The organism is Sphingobacterium alimentarium (assembly GCF_004342685.1).
Classification (GTDB): Bacteria; Bacteroidota; Bacteroidia; order Sphingobacteriales; family Sphingobacteriaceae; genus Sphingobacterium; species Sphingobacterium alimentarium.
Genome location: NZ_SMBZ01000022.1, coordinates 36,563 through 53,534 on the forward strand (window position 1 = coordinate 36,563; position 16,972 = coordinate 53,534).

Genomic DNA, 16,972 nt, shown 5'->3' on the forward strand with positions numbered 1-16,972 from the left:
AATAAAAGCAAAGCCTCGAAGCTTTGCTTTTATTTTAATCCTATTTCTTTAAAAAGTTTTTCATATTCTTCAAATCGATGTTCGCGAATCGGACGAACATAGGGTTCGGTCTTGAAATACAACAGCAATGCAGGTTGAATCTGTTTGTATTTTTCGACATATTCGAATTTGATCATTTCACCATTACTGATGCGTTGTTTTATTTTATTATGATAAGGGTACATAGGCTGGGTTATGATTCTAAATTAATAATTTGCTGGGCGCAGAAATGGCCCATGCTAAAGCATGCCTGTAGGAGATAGCCCCCCGTTGGCGCCTCCCAATCTACCATTTCACCCACACAATATACCCTAGGGTATTTTTTTAAAGCCAATTGTTCCGTCAACTCACTGAAACATATACCACCTGCAGTAGATATCACCTCATCGATGGGCCTAAAGCCAGTTACTTTTATCGGATAGGATTTTATGGCAGCCGCTAGTCGGGTAGGGGTAGTATAGGTTTCTTTGTCTAATTTTTTCAATAGATATAAAGCGGGCTTGGAGAGATTGAGCTTACTCTTGAGTACCTCGGAGGTCTTAGAAGAAGACTGAAGTGCTTGTATCACAGCCGACTCAGCTAGCTTAGGTTTCAAGTCGATAAAAAGATCTAAAGGAAAAGAATGTGATCGGGTAAATCGGTTTAAGTAGTAAACAGGGCTTCCTTCAATACCATAATTTGTAAATACCATTTCCCCTTTTTTACTGACATTTCCAAACCGGACTTCGATGTTTTTTAATACTTGTCCTTCCAGGGAAGAGAAATCCTCCTGTGTATTATAGCCTGAGTTAGCGGGAGCTAAGGGTGAAATAGCAATATCTTTTTCGCTCAAAAGTTTTATCCATTTGGCATCAGAACCTGTTTTTTGCCAGGAACCACCGCCTAGAGCTAGTATTAATTGTGAAAACTCCAGTTGAATTTCTTGCCTAAGATGACGAAGCGTAACCAAATGTTCATTAAATCCGACGAACTGATGTTCATAATGGATTTGTACCCCAAGACGTTGCAATTTGTCCAGCCAAGCTTGTAGAACCTGAATGGGTTTAATATTTTTAATAGGAAAAATTTTACCAGAGCTTCCCACATAGGTTTCTATCCCAATACTGGCGAGCCATTGTATCGTGTCTTCATTATCGAAGGCTTTTACAATGTCATGAATTGCCGGCTGATTATATTTTAATACAAAATCCGCTATTGCCTCTTGGTGAGTAAGGTTAAAACCGCCATGACCTGCCACTAAAAATTTGCGTGCAGCGGCTTTATTCTGCTCATAGATGTGGACTTCCTTGCCCGCTTCAGCCAGACGCTGGGCGGCCATCAATCCGGCAGGACCGGCGCCAATAATGATAATAGGAGGCTTTTGCATGTAGATGCAAAGATAATTAAATATGTGTTTCTGCACTAGAAAACAAAAGAGACCGTCCTAGGTAAACGAATTTAATCCATATTCTTGCTATAAAGACGGGTATGGAATTCAGAATCGAGGACGATCTCTATCTAATTGTGAGAATTTAAAATTAGCTTCCTGCGAACGGGGAACCAAATAATCCTACAGCCAATTCGGCCCAAATTAAAAATCCTACAAGGAGAATTAAGCCTATTAGAATTATTCGGCTGGTTTTATTCTTTGCGATCTGAAAAACCAGTTCTATTCCTAGACCCAGTGTTGCTAGGAGAATACCCGCGATTAAAAAGTCAGATCCAGTCCAATTGACCTCATTGGAAAACTGCATGCCGATTAAAGGCAATAATAAGATAGTAACGATACTTGCAAGAATAATTGTTCTGTGGTTGTTTATTAGGCTGCTCATAATTTTATAATTTATATTTTAAATAAAAGTACTTTGAATTACAAAGTAAAATATAATATTTGATATCCTAAAATTTTTTGAAAAAAATTAAAATTTAATTTTTAGGCCTGGATTTGCTGGTTTACAATTTTTTATGAAGGGGAGCTAAGATTGATCGGGAAAAAATGCTCTTATTCTTTAGAGGAGGAGGATTCTGAAATTATTATCAAATTATTTAACATTAAAAGTATAGGAAGAAATGAGTAATTCATCTCCATCGAAGCTTTTTATATAAACTTTATCAGCCAATTTACGCCATAACCAATTTTTCCATATTTATTATCAAATGTAGAGTGTAAACTTTCATACTCTACGAATTCTTCAAAAGTTAAATCATTAATGGTTCAAAGAATGCCATTGAAAAAAAGTATTTCCAAAAATCTACGATTAGATTTGCAGTATGTAAGGTTACTTCTATTTTAAATTTACTAACAAATACATCCTTTCTGATTTCTAATATTGTCTTATAATTTGAGTTATTAAAAACTCTTTTAAATTTTTCTTCTAATTCTAGTATAATCTGATTATCTGTAAAATGTTCTATTCTAGAAGGACTAAAATATAGCATCGTTCCTAATGGAAAAGTATTTTTGAACCATACAAGTAAATTTAAATAATCCCTTCGGAAGTATCTAAATTTACTTGTATGGTTCTAATTGGTGGCATTAAACAAATATAACAAAAAATCCTCCTACACTGTAAGCGCAGGAGGATTCCAAATATTACAATTTGTCCAACTTATTTCTTATGTTCCACACACCACTTTTTAGCGTTAACGAAAGCTTCTAACCAAGGAGAAACTTCGTCTTGGCGACCAGCAGGGTAGTTAGCCCAGTTCCATTGGAAGATCGAACGCTCAATGTGTGGCATCGTTACTAAGTGACGACCTGTTGCGTCACACATCATAGCTGTGTTGAAATCCGAACCGTTAGGGTTGTGTGGATATTGTTCGTAAGCGTATTTCGCTACAATGTTATAACGATCTTCTGTGTATGGTAGTTTGAATTTGCCTTCACCGTGTGAAATCCAAACACCTAAAGTTGATCCTGCTAAGGTATTCAACATGATTGAGTTGTTTTCTTGAACTTTCACCGATACGAAGTTCGATTCGTGTTTGCCTGAAGTATTGTGGTGCATTTTACCATGAACTTCGTGATCTGGATTGATTAAATCCAATTCCATCCACAATTGACAACCGTTACAGATACCTACAGACATGGTATCAGGACGAGCAAAGAAGTTCTCTAAAGCCGTTTTTGCTTTCTCATTGTACTTAAATGCACCAGCCCAACCTTTAGCCGAACCTAACACATCCGAGTTAGAGAAACCACCCACTGCACCTACGAATTGAATATCTTCTAATGTCTCCCGACCAGAAATTAAATCCGTCATGTGTACATCTTTCACATCAAAACCAGCTAAGAACATCGCATTCGCCATTTCACGCTCCGAATTAGAACCCTTCTCACGGATGATAGCGGCTTTCGGACGAGAAGATTTCTCACCTTCGTTCGAAATGACAGGCTTCTTGCCGTCAAAATGAGCTGGGAAATTATATGTTAAGGGTTGGTTTTTGTAGTTGTTGTAACGTTCTTGCGCCATACCGTTTTTAGATTGTTTCTGATCTAAAAGGAAGGATGTTTTGTACCAAGTGTCACGTGTTTCAACCACATTGAATGTGAATGTATCCGCATTGTTTTTGAATGATACTTCAGTACCTTCGATAGCCGAACCGATTTTCACGGATTCGATACCAGCAGCAGCTAATGTAGCTTCGAAAGCCGCATCGTCTTTTGATTGTAATACAACCGCGATATTTTCGTTGAATAAAGCTTTCACCGTATCAGCCTCGCCTATACCCGATAAATCGTAGTTAGCTGCTAAGTTGACATCTGCAAAAGTTAATTCTAATAAACTCGTGATTAAACCACCAGAACCTACATCGTGACCAGCAGCGATTTGATCGTTATTGATTAAATCTTGGATCGTATTGAACGCAGTCTTGAAGTAAGCAGCATCTGTAATGGTTGGAACTTCTTTACCAACTTTGTTCAAGATTTGAGCAAAGGAAGAACCACCTAATTTGAAGCTGTCTTTTGATAAATTGATATAGTAAATAGAACCTGCATTTTTTGCTAAAACTGGTTCTACCACTTTCGTAATGTTCGTACAATTACCTGCAGCAGAGATAATCAAAGTACCTGGAGCGATAACATTTTCGCCGTTAGGATACTTTTGTTTCATTGATAAAGAGTCTTTACCCGTTGGGATGTTAATACCTAATTCAATCGCAAAATCCGAACAAGCTTTCACCGCTTGGTACAAGCGTGCATCTTCACCTTCGTTATTACAAGCCCACATCCAGTTCGCCGATAAAGAAACACCAGCTAAACCATTTTTGATAGGTGCGAACACTAAGTTGGATAAAGATTCTGCAATCGCAGTTCTTGAAGCAGCAGCAGGATCTACGATAGCTGCTACTGGAGAGTGACCAACCGTTGTCGCAATACCTTCTTTACCTTTGTAGTCTAATGCCATTACACCCACATTATTCAATGGTAATTGTAATGGACCAGCACATTGTTGTTTTGCTACACGACCACCTACACAACGGTCAACCTTGTTTGTCAACCAATCTTTAGACGCAACTGCCTCTAATTGCAATACACTGTTTAAGTAAGTAGGAACGTCAGCTACATTATATTCTACATCTGCGTAATTGCGTACGACAGTGTTATCTTTCATATATGTTTTTGGAGAAGAACCAAAGAAATCTTCTAAGGCATAATCCATTGGTTTTTCACCCGTTGTTTTCGATTCGAATGTAAAACGGTGATCACCTGTTACGTCACCCACGGTGTACATAGGCGAACGCTCACGATCCGCAACACGTTTCAATGTTTCAATATCTTTTTCCGCAATCACTAAGCCCATACGCTCTTGTGATTCGTTACCGATGATTTCTTTTGCAGAAAGGGTAGGGTCACCTACTGGTAATTTGTCTAAATCGATCAAACCACCTGTTTCTTCTACTAATTCTGATAAACAGTTTAAGTGACCACCAGCACCGTGATCGTGGATAGAAACGATAGGGTTATTATCAGATTCCACCATGCCACGAACTGCGTTGGCAGCACGTTTTTGCATTTCTGGGTTAGAACGTTGGATCGCATTCAATTCGATACCCGTACCGAAAGCACCTGTATCAGCAGATGATACAGCTGCACCACCCATACCGATACGGTAGTTTTCACCACCTAAGATCACGATTTTATCACCAGTTTGTGGCGTATGTTTTTTAGCTTGGTCTAATTTGCCGTAGCCAACACCACCAGCCTGCATGATTACCTTATCGTAACCTAATTTGCGGCCTTCTTCTTCGTGTTCGAAAGTCAATACCGAACCAGTGATTAAAGGTTGACCGAATTTGTTACCAAAATCAGAAGCACCGTTAGACGCTTTGATTAAGATATCCATCGGCGTTTGGTATAACCATTCACGCTCTTGCACCGCTTTTTCCCAAGGACGTTCTTCGTTCAAGCGTGAGTAAGCTGTCATGTAGATAGCCGTACCTGCTAAAGGAATAGCGCCTTGACCACCAGCCAAACGGTCACGGATTTCACCTCCTGAACCTGTAGCTGCACCAGAGAATGGTTCAACAGTAGTCGGGAAGTTGTGTGTTTCTGCTTTTACAGACAATACCGATTCAAATTCCTTTTCAGCATAGAAATCAGGTTTGTCAGCCGATAAAGGCGCAAATTGCGTTACTTTAGGACCTTTAATAAAAGCTACGTTATCTTTATAAGCAGAGATAATATCGTTTGGATTTTCTGCCGATGTTTTCTTGATTAATTTGAACAAAGACGTCTCTTGCTCGACCCCATCAATGATGAAAGTACCGTTGAAGATTTTGTGACGACAGTGTTCAGAGTTCGCTTGTGAGAAAGCAAATACTTCAGAATCTGTTAATTTACGACCTAATTTAGCCGCTAAATTATTCAAGTATTCAACTTCTTCTGGGTTTAAAGCTAAACCTTCTTGTTTATTGTAAGCATCAATATCATCGATCTCCAAAATAGGTTCTGGTTGGATATTGATGGTGTACATATCTTGTGTCAATGCCTCATATTTCTGCGAGATCATCGGATCAAAATCAGAATAGTCAGCTTCTACAGGTTGGAATTCTTCAATACGAATCAAACCTGTGATGCCCATGTTTTGTGTGATTTCCACAGCATTGGTACTCCATGGAGTGATCATGGCTGCACGTGGTCCTACATAAAAATGGTTGAGGGTTTGTTCTTCTAGTTTTTTAGCGTTGCCGAAAAGCCAGTTGAGTTTAGTAATGTCTTCTTGTGATAAAGAGTTAACACTTTGAACAGCATAAACGATGTTCGATGGGTTCTCAAAGAAATGGATCATTATTGTATGTTAGTTTTGAACGTTCTTCAAATTAAAATACAAAAATACGGAATATTTTACTAATTGTAATGTAAAAAGCGTGCTGTGCATAAATTGATAGTTTTCAACAATTTTAACCGACTGCAATCACCCGAAAGTCGAAGATCTTAAAATGGGTGTTTTTATAAATATCCAATACCAGATTCTTGGAGAGCTAAAAGTTTTGCGGTTGCAGAAGGCTGTGTAGCTTCTTGCTGTTAAAGCAATAAAGGTCAGTTGATATCAACTGACCTTTATTTATTGTAGTATTTTTTTCGCAAAATCTCTGCATATTTTTACTTCTTTTGCTGCATTTGATCCTTCTGGAATTTTGTATTCCAGTTCTATGGTGACAGGGATGTTGTATTTTTTGTTTTTTAACAGCAGTAAAATTTCTTTTATCGGTGTATCTCCTTCTCCCCATTTCAGATTGTCTGCCCCGTTTGCCTTGATCTTGCGATCCTTCATGTGTATAGAAGAAATTCTTTTGTGATTGTTTTCTATATAAGCCAATAGGGATTGTACGGTGTTGTTACCTCCTGCGGCAATGTAGTGTCCGCAGTCCAAATTAACGGAATTGTAGTTACTTTGATCTAAAACGGTGTTCCATGCAAGGTCGTTGCCTTGTAAATGATTGTGATAGCCAACATACATTTTATATTTGGCAGCAATTCGACCAAGTCTCTCTGAATGTTGCGGATCATTAACCATCAGCTCGGTGGTAACAGAGGTTGCTCCTAGGGCTTTAGCACTACGCATAGCGAATTCGACTTCTTCATCGGTGCTATTTTTATGGAGAAGGTTTGGTTTATAGGCATAAATGTGAATTCCTTCCTTCTCTAGTTTATTTTTAACTTTTTTAAATTCGTCCATTGAAATGGATGATCTCCATTTTTTTATTTCCTCTGCACCCTTGGGTCTTCCTAAATAATGTTCGACAGGATCGCCCATCAATTCCACCGCGTTAATCCCACTTTCTTTTATTTGCTGGATTAAACTTTCCAAATCTTGGGGCATGGATCTATAGGAGTAGGTGATAATACCAATTTGAACGCCTCCAAATTTAGAATTGAGCTTTTCTTTGGATTGACTAAATGAAAAAGAACTGTGCATTAAAAATAGGACAGTGATAAATAGTAATCTTATCATGAATTATAGGTTTATGTGTTTAGGTAAATTTAATATAAAAACTTGAGTATAGGGATCAGTGGTTGCTAATTTGTTGATTTTTAATCTAGTACACTATATAAATAGGGCTGAAAAGACATTTTATAATGCGCTAAACCTTATTTCAAGAATGAAAGAAGTGAGGGTTTGTGTATGTAAATTCTTGCGGTCTTCCTTATCTTTTTTATTGTATTCTGCTATTCAAAAACCTATCTTTGTATCTTAAAAAAAATTAAAATGAATATTTCTTACAATTGGCTTAAGAATTACTTAAATATAGATAAAACACCAGCGGAGCTCTCATTAATACTCACGGATATAGGATTAGAAGTTGAAGCTGTAGAGAAGGTGGAGTCCATTCCGGGCGGTCTGGAAGGTCTTGTGGTAGGTGAGGTGCTTAGTGCCGAGCAGCATCCCAATGCTGATAAGTTGCGCGTTACCAAGGTAAATGTTGGAACTGAAACGCCATTGGATATCGTCTGTGGCGCACCCAACTGCCGCGCTGGGTTGAAAGTAATTGTTGCCACTGTAGGAACTTTTTGTCACCCTACTTCGGGGGAGCCATTCAAAATCACGAAATCAAAAATCCGTGGTGAGGTCTCTGAAGGTATGCTATGCGGCGAAGACGAAATTGGCCTAGGAACTTCTCATGCTGGAATCGTGGAATTGCCTGCTGATGCACAAGTGGGTACTTTAGTGAAAGATTTCTATGAAATCAAAGACGACTTTCGCTTCGAAATAGGTTTGACACCAAATCGTGCCGATGCGGCATCTCATCTGGGTGTAGCGCGTGATTTAGCGGCTTATTTCAGATCGACATATACATTACCTTCTGTTGAAGCATTTTTAGAAGATTCAGCAGCTGATACCACTGTAGTTGTCGAAAGTGAAGATGCACCGCGTTACTCAGGGATTAATATTTCAGGAGTTACCGTGGAGGAATCCCCAGAATGGTTAAAAGAAAAAATGAATACGATTGGTATTCGCTCTATCAATAATATCGTAGATATTACGAATTTTATACTACATGATTTAGGTCAACCTTTACATGCATTTGATGCAGCTAAGATCGCTGGAAATAAAGTAGTTGTGCGTAAGGCTAATGAAGGGGAATTATTTAAGACCTTGGATGGTGTCGAACGTAAACTATCTGCAGAGGATTTGGTCATCGCTGATGCCGAAAAACCGATGTGCATAGCGGGCGTGTTCGGTGGCGAGCACTCGGGTGTTACGGAATCCACTACGGATGTTTTCCTAGAGTCAGCTTACTTTAATCCCGTTTCAGTGCGTAAGACGTCCAAACGTCATGCTTTGAAAACAGACTCATCATTCCGTTTTGAAAGAGGTACTGATCCAAATATTACAGTATTCGCGTTAAAACGTGCCGCTCTATTAATTCAAGAATTGGCAGGTGGTAAAATATCTTCCACTATTACGGATATTTATCCAAATCCAGTTGCGCCGTTCCAATTCGAAGTGAACTACCGTAATGTACAAAGATTGATCGGTAAGGATATTCCCGCAGAAGAGATCAAAGCTATTATTTTGGCATTAGGAATAAGTATTACTGCCGAAAATGATGATGTCATTCAAGTGGAAGTGCCGGCATACAAAGTAGACGTAACACGTGAGGTGGATGTAATCGAGGAGGTGTTGCGTATTTATGGTTATAATAATATTGAGCTGAAATCACAAATTTTAGCTTCGCTCAATACGCAGGATAAGCCGGATAAAGAAACGGTGCTGAATCAAGTAGCTGATTTGTTGATTGGGAATGGATATAGAGAAATTTTGTCTAACTCGTTGACAAAATCTGCATATGCTGACGACGAGGCAACTGCTGTAAAGCTGTTTAATCCGTTGAGTTCGGATTTGGACACAATGCGTCAGAATATGTTGTACTCAGCATTAGTTGCTATCGAGTATAATCAGAAACGCAAACAATCGGATCTTAAAATCTTTGAATATGGTAAAACTTACCATTTGAAAGAGGAAGGCTATGATGAGAAACAACGTTTGGCACTGGCAATTGCTGGTAAAAAAGAAGCCGAACAATGGAACACTTCATCGAAAAATGTCAATTTCTACAATTTAAAATCTGCTGTTGACACGATCGTAAGACGTCTTAAAATAGAAGGCTTGCAAGTGTTAGAGACTACTAATACAAATTTGGCCTATGGTCTGGATTATATGAAGGGTCAAAAAGTATTGGTTTCTTTGGGAGCGGTACATGCGGATGCTTTGAAAAAAGCAGATGTGGATGGACAGGTTTACTTTGCAGATTTCGACTGGGATTTAGTGATGAAGGCGATTCGCAAAAATGTCATTAAATACAAAGAAGTTTCTAAGTTCCCTGCTGTGCGCAGAGATTTAGCCTTGTTGGTAGATGAAGCTATCACCTTCGACAAGCTGAAGACTGTAGCCTTGAAAACGGATCGTAAGTTGCTTAAGGAAGTGAACATTTTTGATGTTTATAAAGGCGATAAATTGCCTGAAGGCAAAAAGTCTTATGCTCTGAGTTTTACGATTCAGGACGAAGAAAAAACGCTAAATGATAAACAAATTGATAGCATTATTCAAAAATTAATTATTAACTTTGAGAAAGAGACTAATGCAGTAGTGCGTTAGTGGAACTATAATTTTAATTGCGAAATAAGTATGGCATCATTATCGTCACAAATGAATATTATCGTTGAGAAAACGAAGAATTTAATTCAATTGTGTGAAGCTTTGCAAGAAGAAAATGATTTGCTAAAATTGGAGTTGCAATCGGTACAAGTAGCCTTTGAGACCAGTACCGAAAAGATCAAGCAACTCGAAGAGCAAACCAAGGCTATGGCGGTAGCCCGATCACTTGATGAGGCGGATATCGATAAAGGGGCAATAAATGAAAAAATACTTGACACAAAACAAAAAATTAACGATTTTGTGCGAGAAATAGATAGATGTATAAACTTATTGAAATAGATAAGTATGAGAAGGAACATAAGTTTATTACGTTATTAAGCTCGATAATCATGGGAGAGATTTCCATAAAAATAAATATCGCAGATCGTGTGTATCCATTAAGGGTTACAGCGGAAGAGGAAGAGGTGATCAGGCATGCTGCGAAATTGATAAATGAAAAAATTAAGGAACTGCAAGAGAATTATTCAGTTCGTGATAAACAAGATTTATTATCTATGTGTGTGTTGCAATACGCTACAGGGATGATAAAGGCTGAAAAGCAAGTACAACAGCAAGATGTTGGCTTAGAGCAGTCCATTCACGAGCTAGACAATATTTTGACAGATTTCTTTAAAAAATAAATCGTTCTTTTTAGAGCTATATAACGACGAATTTGCCGCAATTAAATTCGGGTTGTCACTATTTTAAACTTAACGCTTCAATATCACGAGCAATAAACAAGATATAGGCCATTTTGCTTTTTAGCCATCTGGGTCACAATCAAACGCTCAATCATGTGTAATGGAAGTTTAATAATACTTGGGACCTGTTAATTTAATTGCGGTTTTTTTTTGTTCTGAAAACAATAAAAACTAATATATATAAATTAATAATATGGAGTTATCAACCACAATTTCAATTATAATATCACTTTTAATTGGTATTGTTATTGGACGATATTTGCTGCAAATGTTGTTCAAGAAGCAAGAACAAGAAGCCAAAGAAAAGGCAGCGAATATCATAAAAGAGGCTGAGAAACAAGCCGAACACACAAAAAAGCAACGTCAATTAGAAGCGAAGGAGAAATTTCTTCAATTGAAATCGGAGCATGAGAAAGAGGTTAATCAACGTAACAACGTGATCAGCCAAAAAGAAAACTCAATCAAACAGAAAGAGCAATCTTTAAATCAAAAATTAGAGAACCTAAACCGCGAAAAGCAGGATCTAGACAAGAAAAATGCGAAGTTGGAGCAATTGATCGAACTGAACGAAAAGAAAAGTGAAGAGGTCGAACAGCTTAAAAATCAACATATTAGTCAATTAGAAACTATTGCTGGATTGACGGCTGATGAAGCCAAGGAGCAATTAGTTACATCACTACGTGAAGAAGCTCGTTCGCAAGCGATGATACAGATCAAGGATATTGTAGATGAGGCTAAGTTGACAGCATCCAAAGAAGCTAAAAAAGTAGTTATACAGACGATTCAACGTACTGCTACAGAATCTGCGATTGAAAATACGGTATCCATCTTTAATATTGAAAACGACGAAATCAAAGGTCGTATTATCGGACGTGAAGGACGTAATATCCGTGCTTTGGAAGCCGCTACAGGAATTGAGATTATCGTAGATGATACGCCAGAAGCGATTATTTTATCGGGTTTTGATCCAGTTCGTCGTGAGATTGCGCGTTTGTCATTGCACAGATTGGTGACAGATGGTCGTATTCACCCTGCGCGTATCGAAGAAGTTGTTGCTAAAACACGTACACAAATAGAAGACGAGATCGTAGAAATTGGTGAGCGTACAGCTATTGATTTAGGTATTCACGGTTTACACCCTGAGTTGATCCGTATGGTAGGCCGTATGCGTTACCGTTCGTCATATGGTCAAAACTTATTGCAGCATTCGCGCGAGGTAGCCAATTTTGCGGCAACAATGGCTGCTGAATTAGGCTTAAATGTAAAACATGCGAAGCGTGCTGGTCTATTACACGATATCGGTAAAGTCCCTGATGACAACCCTGAATTGCCACATGCAATCTTGGGTATGCAACTTGCTGAGAAATATAAAGAACACCCAGATGTATGTAATGCCATTGGTGCTCACCACGATGAAATCGAGATGACATCCATGATTTCTCCAGTAGTACAAGCTTGTGATGCAATCTCTGGTGCTCGCCCTGGTGCGCGTCGTGAGGTGGTAGAGAGTTACATCAAGCGTTTGAAAGAATTGGAAGAATTAGCTCTTTCTTACCCTGGCGTAGAGAAAACTTTCGCAATCCAAGCAGGACGTGAATTACGTGTGGTAGTAGAAAGTGAAAAGGTAACAGATGCGCAAGCGGAGATTTTGGCTGCTGATATTTCTAATCGTATCCAAACAGAGATGACATATCCAGGTCAGATTAAAGTTACAGTAATACGTGAGACGCGTTCGGTGTCTTACGCGAAGTAGATTTTTATTAAAATAATATAATTGCAAAGCCCTAACTTTATAGTTGGGGCTTTTACTTTATTAAGATTTTTAAATCAATGCACATAACCAAACGTTTTGATCGTCTTCTGGGGATATATTTTTATTTGCAATCCAAACCTTTGGTCAAAGCGCAAGAATTGGCCGACAAATATGAAGTGAGTCTGCGTACAATTTATCGCGACATCAAATCCTTAGAACATGCCGGTATTCCGATTATGGGCGAAGCGGGATATGGTTATTCATTGTTAAATAGTTATAAAATACAACCTATTCGATTTAATGAGCAAGAAGCCCTTAGCTTTGGCGTAGCCGAAAAGTTGATGAATCATTACCTCGACAAAGAAATGGCTATGCACTTTGGGAATGCCTTGCTAAAAATGAAAGGCGTACTACGCTATAGTGACAAGGAAAATGTCGCAGATTTGGAATCAAAAGTGCTTATCAATAAAAAGAAAAACTTCCTGAATGAGAATGTTCCTGCGGCCTTAGCGACGTTATTCGAGAGCATGGTCAAAAAAAGACAGATCCATCTCAAATACAAATCGGTTGAAAACAATTTGCAAGAACGCGCCATAGAGGTGGTAGGAGTTTTTCAAGAAGGACCATTTTGGTATTTCATGGCATATTGTCATTTGCGTGAGGCTATTCGCCAATTTCGATTGGATCGAATCGAGCACATACGCCTCTTAGATAGCAAATACACACAAGAACTTCTGCCTCTTAATACCTATTTGGAGCAAAATAAAAAAGTTGAAACTTTACAGACAATACGTATTTGGGTTAGTAAAGATTTCGCCCGTTTTCTGCAATGGGAGAGACTGCATTACGGTTTTCAACACGAAGAAGAAATAAATAATGGTGTGGAGATGACCTTCCACACCACCCATATTGAATATTTTGCACGCTGGTATATGATGTTTGCTGATGAAGCTCAAATTCTTGAACCTGAAACTTTAAAGCAATCGGTCGTTAACTTGATACAAGCGGCATTAAAGAAATTAGATTAGTTCCTTTCCCAAAAAAACGGAGGCTCGATGCCTAAGGCTCTCAGGTACACAAAACCTTGTGCACGGTGATGGACTTCATTGTCTATGAAATAAATGATATTGTGCACGATTGGAAAATTATATTGGCCAAATAAATTAAAATTGTCATTGAATCGCTCTTCGGGAATCTGATTATATAAATCAATCAAAATAGGCGTGTCTTTATCCCATTGTTCAAGTAATTCTGCTTTTGTGCTTATAGGCAGATCATGGCTATAGGTTTCGATTTTATCATGTACGATTCCGTCCAACCCGGGTACTGCCAGGGATAATAATTCTTTCGCTAGATCCGCAAACGTGCGCATGCCTCCGATAGAATAGTTGAAAAGTTCCTCTTCAGGAAATTTTTCAATCGTTTTTCTCGTTAAATTTCTATGTCCTAACCAATGTTCCAATAAATCCGCTTTTGAAATAATTTCTGTCTTGTTCATATCTTTTAGTTTTAATGTATGTCCAAAAGTATAGCCCGATTATGACAACAGTATGTCAGTAGATATTTAATAAATCTGAAGTTCTGATTTTGATTCAATGCTGATATTGATAAGGATTTGTTTTCAAAGAATCCTATCTTTGCAGTTGGAAATACGTACAGCATGATTAGTAAAGAAGAAAAAATAAAAAACTTTGATCCCTCTCAGCCCGGTCTAGCAGATGCAAGCATCTACGGCCTGCCATTTACGGCTGAGGAATCCGAAATAATTATTATTCCCGTGCCATGGGAAGTAACAGTAAGTTATGGTGCAGGTGCGTCAGAAGGTCCTGCGGCGATTCTAGATGCCTCATTTCAAGTGGACTTGTTGCATCAGGAATTTCCGGAATTATGGAAATTGGGAATTTATATGGATGAAGCTCCAGCACAGTGGGCACAAAGTTCAGCAACTCATAAAGCGCTTGCCCTACCGATTATCGAGGCTTTAGAGTCCGGTGAGGATATCAGTACAAACCAGGCATTGAAAGTGGATCTGGACACGATTAATGCGGCATCTGCAAAGTTGAATGCTGAATTGAAATCACGCGTAGAAGAGTGGACTGCTAAAGGCAAAAAGGTAATTTTATTAGGGGGAGATCATTCCACACCACTAGGATATTATCAGGCTTTAGCATCACAGTATAGCGATTTTGGTATTTTGCATTTCGATGCACATATGGATTTACGTAAAGCGTATGAAGGATTTAAGTATTCGCATGCGTCGATTATGTACAATGCAATTCAAATCCCACAGATCAGCAAGCTGGTACAAGTGGGAATCCGTGATTTCTGTGAACAAGAAGTTGATGTGGTGAAATCTTCATCAAAAGTTAAGGTTTTCACAGATGCGGATTTGAAAAAAGCACAATTTGAAGGCAAAACATGGCAACAACAAGTCGATGAAATCATTTCATTGTTGCCTGAGCACGTAGCGGTAAGTTTTGATATTGATGCTTTGTATCAATGGTATTGTCCGAATACGGGTACACCGGTGCCGGGTGGATTGTCTTATGAGCAAGCGGTGTACGCCTTATCCAGTTTGGCAGAATCGGGACACAAGATAATTGGTATGGATTTGGTAGAAGTTGCCCCGGGTGAGCAAGATGAGTGGGATGGCAATGTCGGTGCTCGATTATTGTTCCATATGTGTGGCGCTTTAGCGAAAAACAATGGATTATTTGTAGGTAATAAAATAGAATTTTAACATTACTTGTTATTGTAACTAAAAAAGCAGATTTTGAAAAAAGTCTGCTTTTTTTTATTATTGTAGCATAGGACGGTATTTTTTCGTTATATTTTACATATGTATTACGTCCTAAGAATAGTAATTATTTATTCATTCTACTAAACAATTTTTATTCAATCAAATTATGATAAACTTCAGATTCCATCTTATCGCATTCCTTTTTGTTATATGCTCATCGGTAAGTATTCAAGCACAATCATTAAAAAATATAGGTAAAAAACTTGGACAAAAGGCTGAAGCATATGTGGAGAAAAAAGCAGAAGAAAGCTTGAAATCGACTACAACAACACAAACCACTGCGGCACAAAAGAGCCAAACAGGCGGACCTTTTGAGGATTTGCAAGGGATGAAGTACGATTATAATCGAGGAACAACGCTGATATTCGAAGATGATTTTAGCGGCGAAGTGATAGGGGAGATGGCTCTAAAATGGACGAGCAATGGTAGAGGTGAGGTCGCTGATGTGTCTATTGCGGAAGGCAAATGGCTTCGTTTGTTTGATGGCAATACCTACAAAATAAAAGACCTAATCCGCATTCCTGTGGATTTCACTGTGGAGTTTGATGTGTTGACACTATCTGAAAATGATAATAAGTTTGCCTTGGATTTTGGGTTTGATTATCAAAAGGCTGTTGGTAAGCATTACTATTTAGCTTATCAGAATCCTTTGAATGTGCAAGCTTCTTATTGGTTCAATAAATTTGATTTTGCGAGTAAGGAAGTTCAACCAAATAAAAGGAGTGAAGTGAAAGCTAATATGTCCTATTTTGCGAATGATATCATGAAAGTGAAAATTCGTGTAGATGGAGAGCGTATGCGTACTTATATCAATGATTACAAAGTATTAGACACAGAAATGGCTGATCCGATGACCAAAAAATACTTTTATCTCGCGTTGAATAGTGATGACAAGACAGCTGAAGTTTATATATCTAATTTTAGAATAGATAAAATTTAATTGTTTCTCTTTTTTGCTTTTTCTTATTTACTGTCGCGAAATAAAATACACTTTCGTTCTTGTAAAGAAACTTAATTTACTATGTAACTACTCAGGTTCTTTTTTCTTTTTTGACTTGATCTCAAGGCGTATTTTTTTCAATTTTCATTTTCAGGAATTTAGGTCATTTTATCCACATTTCACTGTATAACTTTTACTCTTATTTTTAGGCTTTAAATGCGGTTTTTTGTAATTATCAGAACGGCCATAATGGATAACAAGAACTTTACGAAATTAGTTGAATTGCTCGAACATGAATCAGCGGCCCGTATCGCATCTGAAACATCCAGATTAGCCGAAAATGCAGTTTCTCAGCAAATCATTTCAGATCTGAATGCTACTATTAAACAACTTAATGAAACCATAGGTGGGCTTCTGGAAGAAATACGTTTGCTAAAGGGGCCTAAAAAAATAGTAGAAACAGCTCTCTTCCTCCTTCAAAAGATGAAAACAGCCCTCCTCGAACCACTAGTTTACGAATATCCAGCGGGAAGTCTTCCGGAGGTCAAAAGGGGCATGAAGGCAGTACTTTAAAGATGAGCGCTTGCCCTGAGGACATTGTAGAACACAGTCCGG

Annotated in this window: 13 protein-coding genes and 1 pseudogene; 8 read left to right on the forward strand and 6 right to left on the reverse strand. The window is 38.2% G+C overall.

The features are described from left to right. Window positions 1-29: 29 nt before the first annotated feature. From EDC17_RS09335 to EDC17_RS09355, 5 genes are all read right to left on the reverse strand, one after another. Window positions 30-224: a hypothetical protein gene (locus tag EDC17_RS09335; RefSeq protein WP_132777818.1), complete on the reverse strand. Its 195-nt coding sequence runs from the start codon at window positions 222-224 to the stop codon at window positions 30-32. 8 nt (window positions 225-232) lie between these two features. Further along, window positions 233-1,405 (reverse strand): BaiN/RdsA family NAD(P)/FAD-dependent oxidoreductase, encoded by a 1,173-nt coding sequence (locus EDC17_RS09340; protein WP_132777819.1) that lies wholly within the window; start codon window positions 1,403-1,405, stop codon window positions 233-235. A 151-nt stretch (window positions 1,406-1,556) separates the two neighbouring features. Then, complete coding sequence (locus EDC17_RS09345) at window positions 1,557-1,850, reverse strand: hypothetical protein (RefSeq protein ID WP_132777820.1); 294 nt, start codon at window positions 1,848-1,850, stop codon at window positions 1,557-1,559. Window positions 1,851-2,627: 777 nt separating this feature from the next. Next, window positions 2,628-6,311: a phosphoribosylformylglycinamidine synthase gene (gene purL / locus EDC17_RS09350; RefSeq protein ID WP_132777821.1), complete on the reverse strand. Its 3,684-nt coding sequence runs from the start codon at window positions 6,309-6,311 to the stop codon at window positions 2,628-2,630. A gap of 276 nt (window positions 6,312-6,587) precedes the next feature. Continuing rightward, window positions 6,588-7,478 carry a sugar phosphate isomerase/epimerase family protein gene (locus EDC17_RS09355; RefSeq protein WP_132777822.1) on the reverse strand — a complete coding sequence of 297 codons (891 nt, stop codon included), beginning with the start codon at window positions 7,476-7,478 and terminating at the stop codon, window positions 6,588-6,590. A gap of 255 nt (window positions 7,479-7,733) precedes the next feature. On the opposite strand from EDC17_RS09355, the gene pheT reads away from it, so the two are divergent. The 5 genes from pheT (at window position 7,734) to EDC17_RS09380 (ending at window position 13,645) form a co-directional block, all read left to right on the forward strand. Beyond that, complete coding sequence (pheT, locus tag EDC17_RS09360) at window positions 7,734-10,124, forward strand: phenylalanine--tRNA ligase subunit beta (RefSeq protein WP_132777823.1); 2,391 nt, start codon at window positions 7,734-7,736, stop codon at window positions 10,122-10,124. A gap of 30 nt (window positions 10,125-10,154) precedes the next feature. Further along, the gene (locus tag EDC17_RS09365; protein ID WP_132777824.1) at window positions 10,155-10,463 is read left to right on the forward strand and encodes a hypothetical protein; all 309 of its coding nucleotides are present in this window, start codon (window positions 10,155-10,157) and stop codon (window positions 10,461-10,463) included. 50 nt (window positions 10,464-10,513) lie between these two features. Next, complete coding sequence (locus EDC17_RS09370; RefSeq protein ID WP_132777832.1) at window positions 10,514-10,804, forward strand: cell division protein ZapA; 291 nt, start codon at window positions 10,514-10,516, stop codon at window positions 10,802-10,804. 253 nt (window positions 10,805-11,057) lie between these two features. Further along, on the forward strand, window positions 11,058-12,617 hold the full coding sequence (rny, locus tag EDC17_RS09375; protein ID WP_132777825.1) for a ribonuclease Y: 1,560 nt from the start codon (window positions 11,058-11,060) through the stop codon (window positions 12,615-12,617). 77 nt (window positions 12,618-12,694) lie between these two features. Continuing rightward, complete coding sequence (locus EDC17_RS09380) at window positions 12,695-13,645, forward strand: helix-turn-helix transcriptional regulator (RefSeq protein WP_132777826.1); 951 nt, start codon at window positions 12,695-12,697, stop codon at window positions 13,643-13,645. On the opposite strand, the gene EDC17_RS09385 is transcribed toward EDC17_RS09380, so the two are convergent. Beyond that, window positions 13,642-14,115 (reverse strand): DinB family protein, encoded by a 474-nt coding sequence (locus tag EDC17_RS09385; RefSeq protein ID WP_132777827.1) that lies wholly within the window; start codon window positions 14,113-14,115, stop codon window positions 13,642-13,644. The two genes, EDC17_RS09380 and EDC17_RS09385, sit on opposite strands and share 4 nt — an antisense overlap. Window positions 14,116-14,277: 162 nt before the next feature. Between EDC17_RS09385 and EDC17_RS09390 the strand changes: the two genes are divergently transcribed. From EDC17_RS09390 to EDC17_RS17255, 3 genes and pseudogenes are all read left to right on the forward strand, one after another. After that, entirely contained in the window at window positions 14,278-15,357 is a 1,080-nt protein-coding gene (locus tag EDC17_RS09390; RefSeq protein WP_132777828.1) for an agmatinase family protein, read from the forward strand. Between the two features lie 166 nt (window positions 15,358-15,523). Further along, on the forward strand, window positions 15,524-16,357 hold the full coding sequence (locus EDC17_RS09395; RefSeq protein WP_132777829.1) for a hypothetical protein: 834 nt from the start codon (window positions 15,524-15,526) through the stop codon (window positions 16,355-16,357). 446 nt (window positions 16,358-16,803) lie between these two features. After that, window positions 16,804-16,972: pseudogene (locus EDC17_RS17255) on the forward strand (DUF6444 domain-containing protein); the annotation flags it as partial.

Bases quoted from the DNA above. Each gene is read 5' to 3' on its own strand.
- rny (WP_132777825.1), top strand. From the start codon at position 11,058: ATGGAGTTATCAACCACAATTTCAATTATAATATCACTTTTAATTGGT.
- EDC17_RS09340 (WP_132777819.1), bottom strand. From the start codon at position 1,405: ATGCAAAAGCCTCCTATTATCATTATTGGCGCCGGTCCTGCCGGATTG.
- EDC17_RS09345 (WP_132777820.1), bottom strand. From the start codon at position 1,850: ATGAGCAGCCTAATAAACAACCACAGAACAATTATTCTTGCAAGTATC.
- EDC17_RS09370 (WP_132777832.1), top strand. From the start codon at position 10,514: ATGGGAGAGATTTCCATAAAAATAAATATCGCAGATCGTGTGTATCCA.
- purL (WP_132777821.1), bottom strand. From the start codon at position 6,311: ATGATCCATTTCTTTGAGAACCCATCGAACATCGTTTATGCTGTTCAA.
- EDC17_RS09335 (WP_132777818.1), bottom strand. From the start codon at position 224: ATGTACCCTTATCATAATAAAATAAAACAACGCATCAGTAATGGTGAA.
- EDC17_RS09380 (WP_132777826.1), top strand. From the start codon at position 12,695: ATGCACATAACCAAACGTTTTGATCGTCTTCTGGGGATATATTTTTAT.
- EDC17_RS09355 (WP_132777822.1), bottom strand. From the start codon at position 7,478: ATGATAAGATTACTATTTATCACTGTCCTATTTTTAATGCACAGTTCT.
- EDC17_RS09395 (WP_132777829.1), top strand. From the start codon at position 15,524: ATGATAAACTTCAGATTCCATCTTATCGCATTCCTTTTTGTTATATGC.
- EDC17_RS09385 (WP_132777827.1), bottom strand. From the start codon at position 14,115: ATGAACAAGACAGAAATTATTTCAAAAGCGGATTTATTGGAACATTGG.
- EDC17_RS09390 (WP_132777828.1), top strand. From the start codon at position 14,278: ATGATTAGTAAAGAAGAAAAAATAAAAAACTTTGATCCCTCTCAGCCC.
- pheT (WP_132777823.1), top strand. From the start codon at position 7,734: ATGAATATTTCTTACAATTGGCTTAAGAATTACTTAAATATAGATAAA.
- EDC17_RS09365 (WP_132777824.1), top strand. From the start codon at position 10,155: ATGGCATCATTATCGTCACAAATGAATATTATCGTTGAGAAAACGAAG.